Source organism: Planctobacterium marinum (genome assembly GCF_020687805.1).
Lineage (GTDB): Bacteria > Pseudomonadota > Gammaproteobacteria > Enterobacterales > Alteromonadaceae > Planctobacterium > Planctobacterium marinum.
This window is the reverse complement of record NZ_JAJEWQ010000005.1, coordinates 175051-193539: the sequence shown is the minus strand read 5'-3', so window position 1 is coordinate 193539 and position 18489 is coordinate 175051. Positions and strand designations below refer to the sequence as shown.

15 protein-coding genes are annotated in these 18489 nt (G+C 45.0%); 8 read left to right on the top strand and 7 right to left on the bottom strand.

The window, feature by feature from the left end; all coding sequences use genetic code 11:
* Positions 1 to 7: 7 nt before the first annotated feature.
* The gene (locus LJ740_RS17090) at positions 8 to 736 is read right to left on the bottom strand and encodes an EAL domain-containing protein (protein WP_229530337.1); all 729 of its coding nucleotides are present in this window, start codon (positions 734 to 736) and stop codon (positions 8 to 10) included.
* 280 nt (positions 737 to 1016) lie between these two features.
* On the opposite strand from LJ740_RS17090, the gene LJ740_RS17085 reads away from it, so the two are divergent.
* The gene (locus tag LJ740_RS17085; protein ID WP_229530336.1) at positions 1017 to 3593 is read left to right on the top strand and encodes an ATP-binding protein; all 2577 of its coding nucleotides are present in this window, start codon (positions 1017 to 1019) and stop codon (positions 3591 to 3593) included.
* Between the two features lie 19 nt (positions 3594 to 3612).
* On the opposite strand, the gene LJ740_RS17080 is transcribed toward LJ740_RS17085, so the two are convergent.
* Positions 3613 to 4539: a diguanylate cyclase gene (locus tag LJ740_RS17080; protein WP_229530335.1), complete on the bottom strand. Its 927-nt coding sequence runs from the start codon at positions 4537 to 4539 to the stop codon at positions 3613 to 3615.
* 202 nt (positions 4540 to 4741) lie between these two features.
* Between LJ740_RS17080 and LJ740_RS17075 the strand changes: the two genes are divergently transcribed.
* Positions 4742 to 5017, top strand: coding sequence for a response regulator (locus LJ740_RS17075; protein ID WP_229530334.1), 276 nt, complete (start codon positions 4742 to 4744; stop codon positions 5015 to 5017).
* Positions 5018 to 5067: 50 nt separating this feature from the next.
* Here LJ740_RS17075 and LJ740_RS17070 read toward each other — a convergent pair whose 3' ends face one another.
* The 3 genes from LJ740_RS17070 to LJ740_RS17060 are packed head-to-tail and all read right to left on the bottom strand — an operon-like array spanning position 5068 to position 7836.
* Complete coding sequence (locus LJ740_RS17070; RefSeq protein ID WP_229530333.1) at positions 5068 to 5424, bottom strand: Hpt domain-containing protein; 357 nt, start codon at positions 5422 to 5424, stop codon at positions 5068 to 5070.
* Positions 5414 to 5779 (bottom strand): response regulator, encoded by a 366-nt coding sequence (locus LJ740_RS17065; protein ID WP_229530332.1) that lies wholly within the window; start codon positions 5777 to 5779, stop codon positions 5414 to 5416. The genes LJ740_RS17070 and LJ740_RS17065 overlap by 11 nt, the downstream gene beginning before the upstream one ends.
* The gene (locus LJ740_RS17060) at positions 5749 to 7836 is read right to left on the bottom strand and encodes a sensor histidine kinase (protein WP_229530331.1); all 2088 of its coding nucleotides are present in this window, start codon (positions 7834 to 7836) and stop codon (positions 5749 to 5751) included. The genes LJ740_RS17065 and LJ740_RS17060 overlap by 31 nt, the downstream gene beginning before the upstream one ends.
* Before the next feature lie 694 nt (positions 7837 to 8530).
* Between LJ740_RS17060 and LJ740_RS17055 the strand changes: the two genes are divergently transcribed.
* On the top strand, positions 8531 to 9979 hold the full coding sequence (locus LJ740_RS17055; protein ID WP_229530330.1) for a response regulator: 1449 nt from the start codon (positions 8531 to 8533) through the stop codon (positions 9977 to 9979).
* 213 nt (positions 9980 to 10192) lie between these two features.
* Here LJ740_RS17055 and gorA read toward each other — a convergent pair whose 3' ends face one another.
* Positions 10193 to 11542, bottom strand: coding sequence for a glutathione-disulfide reductase (gene gorA / locus LJ740_RS17050; protein ID WP_229530329.1), 1350 nt, complete (start codon positions 11540 to 11542; stop codon positions 10193 to 10195).
* Positions 11543 to 11809: 267 nt separating this feature from the next.
* Here gorA and LJ740_RS17045 point away from each other — a divergent pair, with 267 nt between their 5' ends.
* The 5 genes from LJ740_RS17045 to LJ740_RS17025 all read left to right on the top strand — a co-directional run bounded on the left by LJ740_RS17045 (position 11810) and on the right by LJ740_RS17025 (position 16293).
* Positions 11810 to 12160: a response regulator transcription factor gene (locus LJ740_RS17045; RefSeq protein WP_229530328.1), complete on the top strand. Its 351-nt coding sequence runs from the start codon at positions 11810 to 11812 to the stop codon at positions 12158 to 12160.
* A gap of 75 nt (positions 12161 to 12235) precedes the next feature.
* The gene (gene prlC / locus LJ740_RS17040; protein WP_229530327.1) at positions 12236 to 14272 is read left to right on the top strand and encodes an oligopeptidase A; all 2037 of its coding nucleotides are present in this window, start codon (positions 12236 to 12238) and stop codon (positions 14270 to 14272) included.
* A gap of 26 nt (positions 14273 to 14298) precedes the next feature.
* Positions 14299 to 14997, top strand: a complete 699-nt coding sequence (locus LJ740_RS17035; RefSeq protein ID WP_229530489.1) for a DNA-3-methyladenine glycosylase I — start codon at positions 14299 to 14301, stop codon at positions 14995 to 14997.
* Between the two features lie 132 nt (positions 14998 to 15129).
* Entirely contained in the window at positions 15130 to 16011 is an 882-nt protein-coding gene (locus LJ740_RS17030; protein WP_229530326.1) for a type 2 periplasmic-binding domain-containing protein, read from the top strand.
* A gap of 36 nt (positions 16012 to 16047) precedes the next feature.
* Positions 16048 to 16293: a DUF2164 domain-containing protein gene (locus LJ740_RS17025; RefSeq protein WP_229530325.1), complete on the top strand. Its 246-nt coding sequence runs from the start codon at positions 16048 to 16050 to the stop codon at positions 16291 to 16293.
* 46 nt (positions 16294 to 16339) lie between these two features.
* Here the strand turns inward: LJ740_RS17025 and LJ740_RS17020 are convergent, their stop codons facing one another.
* On the bottom strand, positions 16340 to 18481 hold the full coding sequence (locus tag LJ740_RS17020) for a methyl-accepting chemotaxis protein (protein ID WP_229530324.1): 2142 nt from the start codon (positions 18479 to 18481) through the stop codon (positions 16340 to 16342).
* Between the last annotated feature and the right edge of the window lie 8 nt (positions 18482 to 18489).

Sequence of the window (18489 nt, the reverse complement as noted above, 5' to 3'; positions counted from 1 at the left end):
ACAGGTATTAGTTTTCTGTTATTTCTGTCTGATTTAAAAACCAGCACTCGAAATCTGCCTTGGGCAAAGGCTTAGCGCTAAAATAGCCCTGAAAGGAAGAAATCCCCAGGTCACTGCATTGTTGCAATGCCCCTGAAGTTTCAACATTAGTGGCTATCAGCTGAATGCCTCTCTCAGACATTGCCCGCAGGGTTTCCAGCCAGTGTTGATTATTGCTATTGTCTGACAGCCAACTGGCCGGGATCTTACAACTTGAAAATCCATAGCCTTTGTCTGCGATGGCACTTTCGTCCATATGCGCGAGATTCAGGGTAAACCTGATTCCAAGCTCCACCAGTACCGAGATATTTGCCAGGCAATCCGGATTGGCCAGATAGCGCGCATCTATTTCAAGGTTTACATTTTCAGAATAAACAATGTGTTGCAGCAGCGTATATTGCAGGAAACCCGGAAAGTCAGCCCTGGCTAAGGTCGCTTCTGACAGATTGATGTTTAAATAAAGCGGCTGGTGATAATTTTCTGCCCATTCTGAAAAGGTATTTATACTCTCTTCGATAACCCAGCGATCCAGCTGTTCTATATCATTCGAACTGGCTGCAGAATGTAAGTATTGTTGGGTGGGCAGCATCTCGTTTTCAGAAATAACCCGTAGCAGGGCCTCAAAGCCCACCAAATTTAAGCTGTTGGTTTCCAATATCGGTTGGAAAGCCACTTCAAGGGAAGTATCAATACTCATAGCGTTATTCTGGATGTTGATTGCGGGAGTACCATTTAGTTGCATTATCAGAGGCCTTATTTAACCTGATTGGGGAAATACGTGAGTGTAAATTAACTGGCTTCAGCATAGCTGACAAACACTCAAACACTAAATTAGACTTAAGTTGAATTTGTTTAATACTTTAGTCTTAGAATATGTGATAGTGGTGTTCTGGCTGTGGCAATAGCAATAAGTAAAAAGGGTCTAAAACAGTTAAAAAGTCAGACATTGAGCAGGCAAGGACAGGAGATAAAGCGGTATGGCGTTAATGCGAATCTATAAAACCAAGGTGTTGTTGGTGCTGATAACCACAGTGATTGTCAGCATGATGATGGCGATTGCCGCTTTTGTCTGGGTGGAGACTAAGCGATTCACTGACGATGTGGTGCAACAAGAATTTGATACCTTATTGCAACAGGTCGATACCGAGTTGCAATCTATCGCGAACGACGCCGTCAACCTTGCCGCCTCGGCTTCCTCAAGTGACTTAATCATAGCCGCAGAAGATGATCAACATGCCTTGCAGACATTGCAGTCTCACTGGCAGGCGCTGTTTCGCGTATACCCTACTTTGCAGCAGGCGCGATTTATTGCTGCCAATGGCGATGAGATCTATCGCGCGGAACGTGCTGAGCAGGGGGTGGCCTGGCGCAATACTGACGAATTGCAAAACAAAGCCGGTCGTCATTATTTCCTGGAAGCACTGGCGCTGGATGCCGGGATTTACGTGTCGCCTTTGGATTTGAATAAAGAAAATAACGTTGTGGAAATGCCGCTGCGTCCGACTATTCGAAGCTCTGCTAAATATTTCAAGGAAGGTGAACTACAAGGGGTGGTGGTCTTTAATTTTGATCTCAGCGCCACCTTCGCACGACTGGCCGATTTACAAAGTAAAAATAACCACTGGCTGGTAAACGACAAGGGGTTTTTCCTGAGTGCGCCGGACAACTCTGCCTGGGGATGGTTGCTGGACAGGCCGGAAAACCAGGTGCGCAATCGCTTCCCCGAGCTGCAAGATTATAAAGTGACTCAGGTGCTGCCTGAGTCATTTTCCGATGAATTTGTGATGGATAAAATCAGCCTGCCTACCCACAAGGTGATTTCGGTGGCGCTGGATGACCCTGAGTTTTGGCTCATCATGAAAAAACCGCAAAGCACCATGTTGTATCAGGAGCGCTCGGCTTATTTGATACTGGCGGGGTTAGTATTTGGGATCTTCATTGCGGTGGTTATCAATGTTTTCTTGTTCAGGCTAATCAGACAATTGCACGAAGAGAAAGACAATGCGGATAAGGCCTCGCAACAAGCCAGAGAAGCCGAAAAAGCCAAAGCGGAATTTCTGGCCCGGATGTCCCATGAAATTCGCACTCCCATGAATGGCGTATATGGCCTATTGCAAATTACCCAGGGAGAGCGCAACTACAAAAAAATTCATGATAACCTGGAGCAGGCCATCACCAGCTTTTCGTTGCTGAGCCGAATTATCGACGACATTCTTGATTTTTCTAAGATAGAAGCCGGCAAACTGGAGATAGTGATTGCGCCATTTCGACTGGATAATCTGTTAAAGCAAACCGGACAAATGATGGGGCGTGCTGCCTATGGTAAACCGATTGATTTGTGGATAGATATTGATCCTAGTTGCCCCAAAACTGTGATTGGTGATTCGGTGCGATTAAATCAGATCATCAGTAACCTGGTCAGCAATGCCATCAAGTTTACCAGTAAAGGCGAAATTAACGTGCGCGTCGCCGTGTTATCAGAAGATGAAAAACAACTGCAACTGGGATTTGAGGTGCAGGACACCGGTATTGGCATGACAGATGAACAAGCGACGAAAGTGTTTAGTGCCTTTACGCAGGCATCCGGGGAAACCAGCAGTAAATTTGGGGGTACGGGCCTGGGCTTAAGTATCGCCCGACAGTTAGTGGAACTGATGCACGGCACTATCGGGGTCAGCAGTAAAGAAGGGGCTGGCAGTACTTTCCAGTTCAATATTCAACTGCAAAAAGCCGAGGAGTCTCAGGAAGATAAACGCCTCTTTCAGGGCATTGATATTTGTCAGGTCATGGTACTCACCAAAAACGTCAATGCTCAGGCGATTATTCAACGTCAATGTTCTATCTTAGGTTGGCCTTCCAACTGTGTGCGAAGCCTGGATGATTTGCGAAATTCGCAACTGGCAGAAGGTGCCCAACGGGTCCTGCTGATTGACGAAGCCATTCTGGACACCATAGACAAGCAGGTCCTGGCTGAGTGGCAGCAGTCGCAGGTTGATATTGTGCATCTGATCATTGTGTCGCACAACCGCAAAGACTATGGTGAAAATAGCCTGGTGATTTGTGATGATGTTTTATTAAAACCCTTTACGCCGTCCACCCTTTACGATTCCGTGTTAAGCACCACCATCCCGTTTGCCGATGACGAAACTCCGGAAAAAGCACAACCACAGGACAGCCCGTTGGCGCGTCGCCTGGTGTTAGTGGTAGAAGATAATCCGATTAATCAGCAGGTGGCGGGAGCCATGTTAAAAAACGCGGGTGCGGTCACCAAATTTGCAGAAAACGGTCAGGAATGTCTGGATCTGTTAAACAAAGGGTTCAGGCCACACATTATTCTGATGGACATGCAAATGCCCATCATGGACGGTGTCGAAGCGGCGGAGGCGATCCGCAAAAACCCGGAATGGGACAATATCCCCATTTTAGCCACCACGGCGAATGCCATGGCTGCAGACCGAAAACGCTGTTTGCAGGCGGGAATGCAGGGTCACATTGCAAAGCCAGTGGTTAAAGACGAGTTATTGAATGCCATTTTAGCCCAGTTGAATAAATAACGACTCTACCGGTTTTTTGTTAGTCGTCTTCGTGGGCAATGACCCGATTTCGGCCCTGGTCCTTGGCGCGGTACAGAGCGGCATCGGCCAGATCAAACAACAGCGCCGGCGCTTCATCCTGTTGAGGGATATGAGTAGCGACACCAACGCTTATCGTTATATGTTTGTGAATGGGCGATTTGGCATGTGGCAACTGCTTTTTACGCAGATGCACCAGTAAGTTGTTCGCAACCCGCCAGGCACCTTCTCGTTCCGTATTGGGCAGAATAACGGCAAATTCTTCGCCCCCAACCCGCGCGACCAGATCGCCTGGGCGGCTGGCTGTTTTAAACAGACTGGCAGCCACCTGTTGCAGACAGGTATCACCCTGACCATGTCCATAGTGGTCATTGTATTTCTTAAAAAAATCGATATCGCACATCACCAGGCTGATAGCTTGCTGATCCCTTTGGGCGCGTTTCCATTCACTGGCTAATACCTGATTGTAGCTGCGCTTGTTGTCTAAACCGGTGAGTGGATCTTTGGTGGCTAATTCTTCCAGCATATCCCTTTGTAACTTCATCATCAGGTGGTTTTTTATCTTCGCCAGCAGCAACGGCATCTGCACGGGTTTACTGATAAAATCGACGGCACCCAGATCAAAACATCGGGTAATTTCAGATATTTGTTCCAGTGACGAGACAAACACCACCGGGATGTTAAAGGTTTTCATATTCTGCTTAAGTTCGCGGCAGATCTGATACCCGGATAAACCGGGAATAATTACATCTAATATAATCAGGTCAGGAGTGGGTTCAGCCAGTGCTCTTTTTAACCCTTTTTGCGCATTGGACTCGGTGAGCACGTCACACATTTCAGACAAGGCGTTATTGGCCATTTCTAAAAAGTAGCGATCATCATCAATGATTAGTATTTTGGCTTTGCTATCGGGGGAGTGAATACTCAATGTTGCCCCTCTGGTAACCGGTTTAGAAAGTCATTAAGTAAATCATGCCCTAGTGTAATTCAATAACGTGAGTACAGCCAAAAAAGATGCTTGCTCTGAAGAGTTGCGTAATTTTTTACAATAATTTCGTTTATCCAACATTAATTGACTATGCTATTAGAAAGCCTTTTCTCAAATTCTAATAGCAAACATGGATTGCCGTATGAATGAACTAACTCCCCGCAATGCAACCGCGTTTTCCGGAATAGTGAGTCCTTGCAGAAATATGAGCGTTATCGTTATGGAAAACGTGATGAACATGTGGGTAGCGATTTCAGGCATGCTCAATAATGCCGGTTTCACCAAAGTGTTTCATGCTGACAATGGCTTTGAAGCCCTCGAGGTAATGGCATCTGAAGAAATAGATATCATCTTTGCTGAGCATTACCTTCCTAAACAGGACGGACTCACTTTATTACAGAAAAGTCATAACAATTAGGTTCTAGGATTTAGATGGTTGGGTTTGCTTTTTTGTGGATCTTTTGCTTGTCATTCATACTTTTTAATAAGTATTCGAATCTCTGCTAATACCTCCATAACGGATTCTTTCAGATGTGATATTGCAGTATTAAATTCATGCCCCTCTGGGTTCTTCGACGTTTTCTCTATTTCTGTCAAAACTAAATTCAGTCGCATAGCCCCAACTCCCGAAGAAGATGTTTTTAAATAGTGAGCACCTTGTCTTATAGCTTCAGCATCCTTCTTGTGCACAGCATTAACTAACTTAGGGCACCCCTGTTTTAAATCTTCTACGAAGTCGGCATAGATGCTACGTAGTTCTTCGCTATCTTCTCCTACCAACCCAATCAGTATTTGTTCATCAATAACCGGGAGATTACTTTTCATATTTAAACCACTTCGAAAGAGTTTGTTGTAACTGTTCCATTTGAATTGGTTTTAACAATATTTCGTCCATTCCTGCTTTTAGGCAAACTTCTTGATCTTCTTTCATTCCTGCTCCGGTTATCGCAAGAATTGGAGTACGTTGTTTATGAGCCAATTTATTCTCTAACTTTCGAATACGCTCGGTCATTTCATAACCACTCAAGTTTGGCATGTGACAGTCTGAAAGAATAACTTTTGGATTATATTTCTTCCAATATTCAATACCTTCATTTCCGTCACAAGCAAGGTGAAACGAATAATTTAGTTTTTGTAGCTGGCGACCTATTATTCTTCGGTTAACAGGATTATCTTCCACAACCAACACATCAAAATTAACAACATCAGGCGAGCTTTTTTATCTACCTTTGGTGCAGCAGAGATTTCCCTTTCTTTAGGTATTGAAGAGTTGGACCTTTGGGACTCTTCAATTAGATCACTATTTAAAATGTCTCTTACCAGCTCCAACATTTTATGAAAGGTTAGTGTGTTGAGGTCAAGTAATCTCGCATGAATCGGAATAGCGACTAAAGACGTGTCCCGACAAACTACCAGGATTGGTTTTTTATACGACTCTAGTGTAAAAAGGGTTTTAATATACTTTTCATTTTCCCCATCACAAAAACAGAACAAAATGTCATATTTATCTATGTTGTCTGGCTGAAGATCCATACATACAACGTTGTTTAATGAAAGAAATTGCAGTATTTGGTCAACCTTTTCATCACGTTCAGAAGGCAGAATAACCCCCAATGTTTTACTCTGAATATCAGTTGATATGGGGTTTTCGGATAACCAAAATGGTACACTGAGTTTAAATGTTGCACCGTTATTGGGTTCGCTAACTACCCTAATTCTCCCTCCCATCAGGTTGCATAGGTTTCCACAAATAGCTAGCCCTAACCCTGTACCACCATAAAATCTATGGGTAGACTTTTCAGCTTGATAGAACGGTGAAAAAAGCTTTTTAATTGTATCTTTCTCCATTCCAATTCCATTGTCTGTAACAGTAAACTGTATATCTGCTACAGAATCATTGACTTCTAATACCCTCACATCCAGTGAAACATGAGCCTGCTCTTCTGAGTTTTGCTTTATAGAAAATTTAATTGCGTTACTAATTAAGTTAAACAATATTTGTCGTAATCTGTTTGGATCTCCCTCGACCCATTTTGGTAAACTTATATCTTCCAGAACTCGAAAATGGACCCGGTTACTTTGGGCTGTAGGTATAAAGATATCTACAACATTTGCTATTATCTCTGTAACGGAAAAAGGAATTGATTCCAGCTCAATCTTTCCAGCCTCCCCCTTACTAAAGTCCAAAATGTCATTCAGAATATTTACCATGTTGACTGCGGCAGATTTCGTTGTATTGACTAAATCTCGTTGTTCCGGGTCCATTGAGTGGATGTTTAACAGATCTAAACTTCCAATGATCGCATTCATTGGGGTCCGAAGTTCATGACTCATCATAGCGAGGAAATTACTTTTGGCGCTGTTTGCTTGCTCCGCTAACAATTTGGCTTGTTCTAACTCACTTGTTCGTTCATTTACTTTTGTAGTCAAAGATTTGTTTAACTTTTCGAGTCCATATGTAGTGACTTTTTGAAAAGTTTGATCTTTTATCACACCATGAATCCGCGTTCCTGATTTTTGATCTAGCGTTATACTTTCACCTATCCACTTGAGATAGGTCGTACGCCCTAGTTTGTTCTGAAACTTTAAATCAAGATCCATACGTTTATTACATTTAAGACAGTTTTTAAGCGCTTCTATCGTGGTGTTGCGTAAATCTTCATCCAGAGATTCAAACCATTGACCTATAGAGCTGTTGTCTTCTCCATCAAGCTCCATTAATGCATGGCAACGTGAATCCAGAGTCCATTGCAAATTATGGTGTTCACCTTCAGCGGCAACTTGACAGCTCCATACTCCAATTTCGGCTGCTTCAAGAGCCAGTTCATATATAGCAGGGTCTTGTTGCAGCATAGAGAATAGTTTGTTTTTAACACCTTTACTTTCTATGATTCCTATATAAAAAAGTCCACTTGGGTGAAAACTTAGGCGATATGTTTTGTCGTTGTCGAAATTACTTTTTAAAAAATAGACGTTTTCATTTGTTTTTTTTATAAAGTCTTCTGTAGTTCCTGCAGCCAATGGGATGTTAATCTTAAAAAATTCAAAAAAGTGTTTGTGATTTATGATCTTTGACTCAATGGAGAACCATTGTTGAACTCTCGGGGATAGGTGCCATTCTTGTTTTGCAATATCCAATACTAATGACGCAAAATCAGAGTGCTGTTCAGCTAAATGGAGACAGCCTTCACTCTGTGTATTATCTGAAAATACAGTCTCGTTATTTTCTATGTTCACGCTTTTGGCTCTCCTCAACTACTGCCGATGTCGATGTAATTCATGGTAAAAATAAGGTAGACCAAAAGTTAACATTATAAAAAATTATAGAACAAAAAATCAGTTATAGTGAAAGTTCAAGGATATTAATAATTTTTATAAAATATAGCTTTATTTTAGTTATTTGTAATAAGCGAATGATTGCCAGTCTCGCTCAATCAACCAAAGGAAAAGTTATGTCTGATAAAGTTTGTAATTTGTTTAATCCAAAAAATTCAACTAAAGTATTAAAGACAAATATATGAGTTTATGCTTTTCTGGTTATTTTATTGGTAGTATTTTTTCAGCAAATATGCTGTGCCAATTAAAATGATTTAATGTAAGCGATTAGTAGGCTGGTAAAGTGCCAAGAAAGTGTAGTTATAGTCAGTATGCAATTGATATGAAATTAGACTATAAAGGAAACTTAATCTTAGTACTTCACCGGGAGTAAGTAATGGTCTAATTGTTTTGATAATCGTTGTTGAAAAGGAAAATGTAAGCGTTCTTTCCCCTTACAACAGATGACTTTTTTATTTTATAATTATGTGAATTGAAAGTCACGATGATGGCCACACCACATCACAATAGTGCAACCACTTGATAATTAACCATGGTCAGACAGTATAGAGTCTAAAAAGAACTCTATGTATCATTGATCAAATCGGATGGAGTTATGAGCAAGTTACATCAAAATGAAACTATTGATATTTTGCTGATTTGTAATGTCGTGGACGAAATTTTAGGTGTGAGTAATAAGTTGTCTGAGGTATACGATAGCTATAAGTGTGTACTTTACAATGACCCTGACTTGAAAGCTTTAATTGCCAAAAAGCCTAATATTATCCTTCTTGGCTTTTCAAAAACCAGTGAATCAATAGAGTTTTACTCAGACTGTATTGCACAGCAAACGATAAACTTCCCACATTTTTCAATTTTGTTATGTGAGAACCGGCAAACAAAGGCAGCGTTTAACAATTGTATTAAAGGGTTGTTTGATGACTTTATAGTGTTTAAACCGCTATATGAAACCTATTCACTGAGCTTTAGTGTTTTTCGAGGATTAGAAACTGAGCTATCTAGCGCCCGCGAGCAATTTCGCTCCTCATTACTGGAATATCAGGATGTGGAGCTTGATAAATGTATTGATAAAGCAATCCATTTGCGTCGCAGGTATGTTGATAAATTTGTTGAGGAACGCGAAAAAGCGAGAAAACCAAAGGGGCAGAGTAGGGAGCAAAATGAAGCAAATTCTGAAGACTCATGTAAAACTATTAGGGCTATAGAGTCTATTGAAGAAACAGTAATACCAGGATTGGATGATCTCATAAATACACTAGAGGGAAATCGTAGTCATTCACCGCTAAGCCCTGGCATACATAGCGACGCTCAAAATGAATCTAAGAAACCAGTAAATTTGTATCCGGAAGTGTCGGCGGAAATCAAAAAAAGCGATTCAATTCAAGCACCTGTAAACCTTTATCCTGAACCTGAATCAGATAAAGTGTCATTTCACCATGGTATCGAGCCGAAAAATCTGTACCCAGAAACTCCGGAACCGTCAAAAGTAGAAGTAATTCAAAAGCCACCACAAAATCTATACCCTGGAAAGGAGGAGCATGAAAGTGTCCCCCCGGAACCAGTCAACATGTATCCACAATCTGAAAAGAAAACATCTTCCGAGACGGCCGGAGAAGCTCAAAGGCTTGATGAAGAAAGTGTAAGTGTCGAGGACGCAATAATTAGAGAATTTGAAGGATTTAATATCTTGATCGCTGAAGATAATGCAACATATAGGAAAATATTAAATCGTTCACTACAAAGACTCGGATTTACAGTACATGAAGCTGAGAACGGCCGTGAAGCTTTGGAAATGGTACAAACAATGAAATTTGACATTGCGCTTTTAGATCTTTTCATGCCTGAGTTGAACGGTATTGAGACTACCAGAGACATTCGCGCAATGATTCATGGAAAAAATTTGAAAATTATCGCTTTATCAGGAAATAAAGACAAAAATGTTGCAAGGGAGTGGGCACGTTCTGGCTTAAATGATTATCTGTTAAAGCCTGTAAATGCAGAAAAGTTATATCAGAAGTTAAAAAAGCATTTAAATATTAAGTGAAATAAAAGAGTTTGTGACTAAACCTAAATGACAGCCTCTCAAATTATGTTTCCGGGATTTAAGACAGGTTGCTTTGCTAAACCAACAGAACCTCTTATTCTCTTAAAGAGAGTACTCAACGGGTTCCGTTAAATTTATGTGGTTTACATTAACTTTCCAAATGTATATAGGCGTGACCACCAGTATCACGCCTTTTGTCACATACTTTGCGGATTAACGCATCGTCACATATTCCTCGCCAGACGTGGGGTGGATTGCCACACAGGCGTCAAAGTCCGCTTTGGTTGCGCCCATTTTTATGGCCACCCCAAAACCTTGCAGGATTTCATCCATGGCGTAACCAATACCGTGCAAGCCCACCACTTTTTCCTCAGGGCCTGCGCACACCAGTTTCATTTTGGTTTGCTGGCGGTTGCGGGTTACCGCAGTGTACATAGCGGCAAAACTGCTGTTGTATACCTTGATATTGTCTTCGCCGTATTTGGCTTTAGCGTCTTCTTCTGACAAGCCGATTGTGCCAATGGGCGGATGACTAAATACCACGGTGGGGATGGTGTCGTAGTCCATTTTGGCGTTAGTCTGACCATTGAACAGACGCTCCGACAGGGTGCGCCCGGCTTTGACCGCCACCGGGGTGAGATCCACTTTACCGATGTTATCACCAACCGCATAAATGTTTTCGGCCGTGGTGTTTTGGTACTCGTCAACGATGATATGACCCTGTTGATTAAGTTCAACACCGGCGTTTTCCAGACCCAGATTGTCGGTAGCAGGCACGCGACCTACGGCCCAGATAACCTGCTCAACGTCCAGGCTCTTACCATCGCTAAAGGTGAGCCTGAGCAGCCCATTATCTTGTTTTACTACACTTTCCGGAATGGAGTGTGTGTGTAGCGTTGGGCCATCTTCTGCCATGAGCTCCATCAGGGTGTCACTTAACATGCCGTCAAAGTTGCGCAGTGGTGCGTGTTTTCGCACTGCCAGGTGAGTTTCAGCCCCGAGTGCATGTAATACGCCGGCCAGTTCAACAGCGATGTATCCGGCTCCGATGACCGCGGCACTTTTTGGCATGTGCTGCAGTTCGAAAAAGCCATCAGAATCAATACCCAGTTCAGCACCAGGGATTGCCGGACGCCAGGGACGCCCCCCTGTCGCGATAAGAATGTGATTGGCGGTGTAGCGCTTACCGTCCACTTCTACGGTGTTCTTGTCTACCAGTTTGCCATAGCCATTAAGCACGGTGATTTTGTTGTTGCCCAACACCCGGTCGTAGGAGCCATGAATGCGCTCAATGTAGGCCTGGCGGTTTTTTACCAGGGTCTGCCAGTCGAATTTATTGACGGTTACGTCAAACCCATAATCCGGCGCGTAGCGATGGATCGCTTCTGCTACCTGGGCACCATACCACATGGCTTTTTTGGGTACGCAACCCACGTTGACGCAGGTGCCGCCAATGTGACGCCCTTCAACCAGTGCCACTTTCTGGCCGTGCATTGCCGCACGATTTGCCGAGGCAATACCACCACTGCCACCACCGATACAAATATAATCAAAATCTGCCATTGTTATCTTCCGGATAATTTACTTGTGCTATAGGTTATGGCTTCACAGTATAGAATTGCAAACCAGCTTTAGCGATTGAATGATTCAAGTTATTCCATTAGAAATGGAAAGCGGCCATTTTATTACCAGCGAATGCGTTTCTTTAAACCGATCATCCTTGATTACAGTTAATTTTGGTGAAAATTTCAAAGGGCGTCTACTATAAAGGATATAGAAGGAATTAATTCCAACTTGGGGTTATGACGATGACCTTTCAGGAGTGAAACTATGCGGGTGCTGGTGATTGATGATAGTGCATTGACCCGAAAAATGATCATTCGCACGATTGAACAGGCGTTTGCGAAAGCGACATTTGATGAGGCCGGGGATGGTGATGAAGCATTAACGCTGCTGAATGCCAATGATTACGATATTTTCACCATTGATTACAACATGCCGGGTGCCAACGGCGAAATTGTGGCTATTGCGGCCAAAACCACGAGTCCCAATGCGCGTATTTGCATGTTAACCTCGCAGGAAGAACCCGATGTGCAGCAAAGAGTGGAGCGCATTGGCGTTCGTTTTCTGCGTAAACCCGATTTTCAGGATGAGCTTCTGGACTTTGTGCAGGCTTCGTAAGAATTGTCCGGCTCACCTTGATTATTCTCTGACAATCCCTACTTCTTTGATAATTATTTTTAAGACGGGTTAAGTATGTCTTTTACGCAATTTGAGTCTGAATTAGGCCTGCCCTTATTCTCGAAGTTCGAACCAGAAACTATTCAGGAAAATGTCAAAAGTGCCATTGCTCAGTGCAAGCAGGTCATTGACGAGTGTCTGCAACAGACTGAATATCGGTGGGACAATCTGGTGTTACCTATCGACGAGGTTAGTGATCAGTTAAGCAAATACTGGTCACCGGTATCTCATATGAACAGCGTAGTGAGCAACGATGCGCTCAGAGAGGCGCACGACGGTTGTTTGCCGTTACTGTCGGAATACTATACCTGGATGGGGCAGCACAAGGGGTTGTACAAGGCTTACAAACAAATTGCTGAGTCAGCGCATTTTAAAACTCTGAACAGCGCACAACAAAAAGTGATTAATGACGCGTTGCTGGATTTCACACTGTCCGGTGTTGCCCTGGAAAATCAGCAAAAACAGCGTTACGCCGAGATTCAGGCGCGTTTATCAGATTTGTCCTCCAATTTTAGTAACCATGTGATGGATGCCACTTTGGCATTTACCAGACACATTACTGACCAGGCAGAACTGGCCGGATTGCCCCAATCGGCGCTGGATGCCGCCGCGCAGGCAGCCAAAGAAAAGGAACTGCCAGGCTGGTTGTTTACGCTGGACTTTCCCAGTTATTTGCCCGTGATGACCTATTGTGAAAATCGTCAGTTGCGCGAAGAAATGTATCGCGCCTTTGCCACCCGCGCCTCTGAAACCGGACCCAATGGCGGGCAATTCGACAATACCGGCATTATTGAAGAAACCTTAAGCTTGCGTCAGGAACTGGCTAAATTACTCGACTTTGACAATTATGCTGAATATTCACTGGCCACTAAAATGGCCGAGTCTGCAGATCAGGTGAAGGGTTTTTTAACGGATTTGGCTGAAAAGTCCAGGCCTCAGGCTGAAGCCGAGTTGCAAGAAATCCGGGATTTTGCGGCAGAACATTATGGTGCCACGGATATTCAGGCCTGGGATATCGGCTTTTACGCGGAAAAGCTCAAACAACAGAAATACGCCATTTCTGATGAAATGCTTCGTCCTTATTTTCCGGAAGACAAAGTGGTATCCGGACTCTTTGAGGTGGTCAGACGCCTCTATGGTATTAAGGTGTCAGAAAGACATGACGTGGAAACCTGGCACAAAGATGTGCGCTTTTTTGAAATCACCGATGAGCAGGGAGAGCTAAGAGGCCGGTTTTACCTGGATCTCTACGCCAGAGCGAAAAAACGCGGCGGAGCCTGGATGGATGAATGCCGCTCCCGTTGGGTCAATGTTGAGGGCAGGTTGCAGTATCCGGTGGCCTATCTGGTGTGTAACTTTAATGGCCCGGTAGGTGATAAACCTGCCTTATTTACTCACGATGAAGTGATCACGCTGTTTCACGAGTTCGGACACGGCATTCACCATATGCTGACCAAAGTCGATGAATCCGGTGTATCGGGCATTCGCGGTGTCGCCTGGGATGCGGTGGAATTACCCAGTCAGTTCCTGGAAAACTGGTGTTGGGAAGCAGAAGCTCTGGCCTTTATCTCCGGTCACTATGAAACCGGCGAGCCATTACCGCAGGAAATGTTGGATAAATTGCTGGCTGCCCGAAACTTCCAGTCTGCAATGCAAATGATCAGACAACTGGAGTTTTCGTTGTTTGATTTTGGTTTGCACGAGCAGTATCAGCCAGGCATGAATGTGCAGGACTACCTCAACGGCGTCAGAGACAAGGTGGCGGTAGTAAAACCACCTGAGTTTAACCGATTCCAAAATAGCTTTAGTCACATTTTCGCCGGGGGCTATGCCGCCGGTTATTACAGTTATAAATGGGCCGAAGTGTTGTCGTCGGACGCTTATTCGCGCTTTGAGGAAGAAGGGATTTTCAACGCCACAACCGGTGCCTCCTTTTTGCAAAACATTCTGGAAATGGGCGGCAGTAAAGAGCCCATGGAATTGTTTAAAGCGTTTCGTGGGCGGGAGCCCGACATTGCTGCACTGCTTCGCCATAGTGGCATCGCCGCCTGAGAAGTAACCGCCTACCGTGAGGAACCATCGTGAGCGTTGAATTATTTGCCGATATTTATGCCCGTGCAGCCGAGCGCAAGGGCGGTGAGCAGGCGTTAGAAAATTTGCTGGCCAAGCCTTTGCCCAGGGCGCAACTGGCTGCATTGGGCGAAGATCGGTTCCTCGCTGAGTTTACTAAAAAAGTGTTTCAGTCGGGTTTTGTGTGGCGGGTTGTCGAACAAAAGTGGCCGGCATTTGAGCAGTGTTTCTTTGGTTTTGATATTGCCAAAGTGCTGCTCATGCCCGATGAGATGCTGGAGCAAAAAGCCAGTAATCCCGACATTATCCGCAACTACAACAAGGTGAAAACCATTCGTGATAACGCCTTAATGATTGACGCGGTACACAGTGAAAAGGGGTCATTTGCGCAATTTATCGCTGACTGGCCGGAAGATAATATCATCGGGCTATGGGAAGTTTTGAAAAAGCAGGGGGCACGCCTTGGTGGCAATACCGGCCCGTATGCCTTGCGCGCGCTGGGTAAAGACACGTTTTTACTGAGTCGTGATGTGGAAGGCTATTTTAAGAGCCATGATTTGATCAGCGGCTCGGCAACGTCAAAGCGCAGCCTGGCCTGCCTGCAGGCGACATTTAATCAGTGGCAACAAGAGTCCGGCCGCTCCTTGCAGGAAATAAGCCGGGCCTTGTCTATGAGTGTTGGCGACAATCACGTGGGTATTGAGTAAGCGGAACGCGGGCTCTATCCTTGTGCTAAACTCGGCAGCTTGTCTGACTACAACCGATGATTTTCACAAATCTTCAGCGACGTGTGGCAAGATTTTGCTACTCTGTCCTGACGCTATTCTGATCCTGTAATTATGCTGCAATTTACTTTTTTCAAACACGGCCTTGTATTGCTCATAGGGTGCTTTCTGTGCTTTAGCTCAGTGGCGCGCAGTGAGCAGGTTTATCAGTACTTTGGCGCCAGCGGTAAGTACGCATTCAAGAATGATTACTTTGTAAGCTTGTTGCGCCAGGCACTGGACGCGACCAGTACCCAGTTTGGCGCGTACCAACTGACGCAATACCCGATGCGGATGAATCAAAGCCGGGCCATTGAAAACATGAATAAAACCTGCGATTTCGATGTGCAATGGCATATGACCACTGCCCTCAGAGAGCGCAAAATGCGGGCTATTAAAATTCCATTGTTCAAAGGTTTATACGGGTACCGGGCCCTGATGATTCACCAGGACAACGAGGCAAAATTTGCCGCAATTGATGATCGTCACCAGTTGCAAATGCTCACCGCCGGACAAGGTGCCGACTGGCCTGACACCGGCATTCTCAAAGCGAATCATTTTAATGTGTACGGGGTGGCCAATTATCATGCCTTGTTTGACTTACTGGCACAAAAACGCATCGACTACTTTCCGCGTAGTGTCACTGAAATCCAGGACGAACTGACTTTGCACGCAGAAAAGCCCCTGATGCGGGAGACACACATCCTGCTGTATTACCCTGCCCCGATTTATTTTTTTGTGTGTCCTGATGACCAAGAATTGGCCAATCGCCTGGAACAGGGATTGCGGCACCTGATAAGTAGCGGGGCTTTTGCGACACATTTTCGTGCCAGCAATGAGTTTCAGGGGTTTACCCGGCAAGGGGGTTTTGCTGATAAAACCCTGTTCAAACTCAGCAACCCACTGATCGCAGAACAGAGTTTACCTGCCGATGAGAGTTTGTGGTTGTTTCCCTGAACAACTGGCGCGAATACACCGAAGGAAAAAGGACCTATGTCAGACATTAAATTCACAAAACACGAAAAAGCGGCAATGGTGGATAAATTGCAGGCCTATTTTGAACGTGAACTGGATCAAGAGTTAGGTCAGTTTGATGCGGAGTTTTTGCTGGACTTCGTTTCCAAAGAGCTTGGCGCTTATTATTACAATCGAGGATTACATGATGCCAGAGGGATTTTCGAGGCCAGAGTTCAAACGATTGATGACGATATCTATGCCATTGAACAGGATATCAGCTAACCATGAACACCTGGCCTAGTGAATGCCACGCCTCGTTTACCAGACCCTAATGGGTTTTAAGCTTACTTAACAGGCCGTAAAGCTGCTGAATAGCTTCGTCAATGGCCTGCGAGCTTTGCTCTGATGCTTGTGACAGTGCCGAAACCTCACGGGTGGCGTCACCAATGATCACCATATTGCGGTTCAGTTCTTCACTGACCACACTTTGTTCTTCGGCTGCCGTGGCCATCTGCATCATGCGCTCACTGATTTCTGAGATCTGTTCAGCGGTTTCCTGCATACGGGAGAAGGCTTCCTGTGAACGCATTGAGGCCTGACCGGCCTGCTCGTTGCCTTTTTCAATAATATGCACGGTTGAATTGACCTCACCTTGCAGTGCATCAATAACCGTGGCAATTTCGCTGACCGAATCCGCGGTTTTGGAAGCCAGTGCCCTTACTTCGTCGGCGACTACGCTGAAGCCTCTGCCGTGTTCACCGGCGCGGGCTGCCTCAATGGCAGCATTTAAGGCTAACAAATTGGTTTGTTCGGCAATCGCGCCAATAACATCCAGTATCTTTTTAATATCCAGACTGCGGGTGGAGACGGCCTTAACCGCCTCTGAAGCGCTGGCCATTTCACTGGACAACTCGCTGGCACTTTGGGTTGATAATGACACCTGTTTTTCAGTTTGTTTCACATTGTCATTAGCTTTATCTGCATTGTCTGCTGCCTCAGCCGCTGTGCGGGCCACTTCTTTTGCTGCCTCTGACATTTGCGTAATCGCGGTAACCACGCTGTCTACTTCGGTCAATTGCACCTGAATCTGAGTATTGGTTTGTTGCGCCTGACTGCGGGTGGTTTTGCTGCCTTCCAGCACCTGTTCACAGACGTTTTTAGCCTGGTCTAACAGTTCCCTGACTTTTTCTCTGAACAGGTTGAAGGCGTTCGATAGCTGAGTCAGCTCAGCGTGTGATTGTACCGAGATGTCCTGAGTGAGATCGCCACCCTGGCCGGCCAGCTCAGTCATTTTATCGGCGATGAGTTTTACCGGGCTGACAATACTGCGGGTGAACAGGTGAACCATCACCAGGGCGATACCAGTGAGTACAATAGCAACGGTGATCAGGGAGCCCATCAGGGCGTTGATGTTCGAGGCAATGGTGTCGCTGACCCTTCGGGCAGGGCTGAGAGCCGTGGCTACATCCACACCAATGATCATTTTCCAGTGGGTACCAGGTGTGGTGAGCGGGATATCCCGGAGCACATACATCATATTGTCAATGGTGACTGAGCCGCCACTGCTGCTGAGTGATAGAATCTTTGCACTGGCCTGTTTGTTTTTGAACAGTTCATCAAATTTGCGGGCCAGTTTATCCGGTGCTTCGGTAGCGGCTGCGACGATTTCATGTTGGCTGATAACGTACACCGCAGACTTGCCCTGGTAGAGAGACTGTTTGAGGGCTTCAGCGGATTGCTGCAATATGGGTAGGTTCAGATCCACGCCAACCACTCCCCGAAAGCGTCCTTCAGCTAACACCGGATAGGTCAGACTGGTCATCAACTCTTCATAGCCCGGACGGATTTCATAATTGTAGGGGCTGATAATGCAGGGTTTATGGGTTTCTTTGGCGCATAAAAACCATTCTGCTGCGCGAAAGCCGAATTCATCCAGCGTGGTGTCGAATTTTTCCTGCGCGTCTTCGATCACCTCCTGAGTAATGGAATTATCAGGATTGCGCACAAAGTAAACTTCGAAACTGCCGTGACCGGCCACTGAGTGTTCAAATCCGGAAAGGTATTGCTCGCTGTTTCCGTCGAACTGGTCCTTTTCAAATTGTGCATAAATGGATGAGGTGGGACTCACCCGTAATAAGCTGGCCGTTATGCTTTGCACCTGGTTGCGACTTAGTTTTAAGTCGCTGTTATTGGATTCAATGCTTTGGGCGATTTGTTCTGCCAGAATTCGCGGAAAGGCATAGGCCTTTTCAATGGCCATGGCAATTTCGGCCGCCTGCTGCGACGCCTTCGCGGCCACCGTGCTTTCAATTTGTTGCGCTAACTCCTCGTTAACCTGGGTCACGATTTTGCCTTCTGTGGCGGTGAGTGAGAAATAGCTGACCACCATCAGTATCGCAGACAGCGCAATCAGCAAGGCGCCAACAACTGCAACCAGTTTAACGGCGAGACTCTGACTTTTAGATCTCATAGGTACCT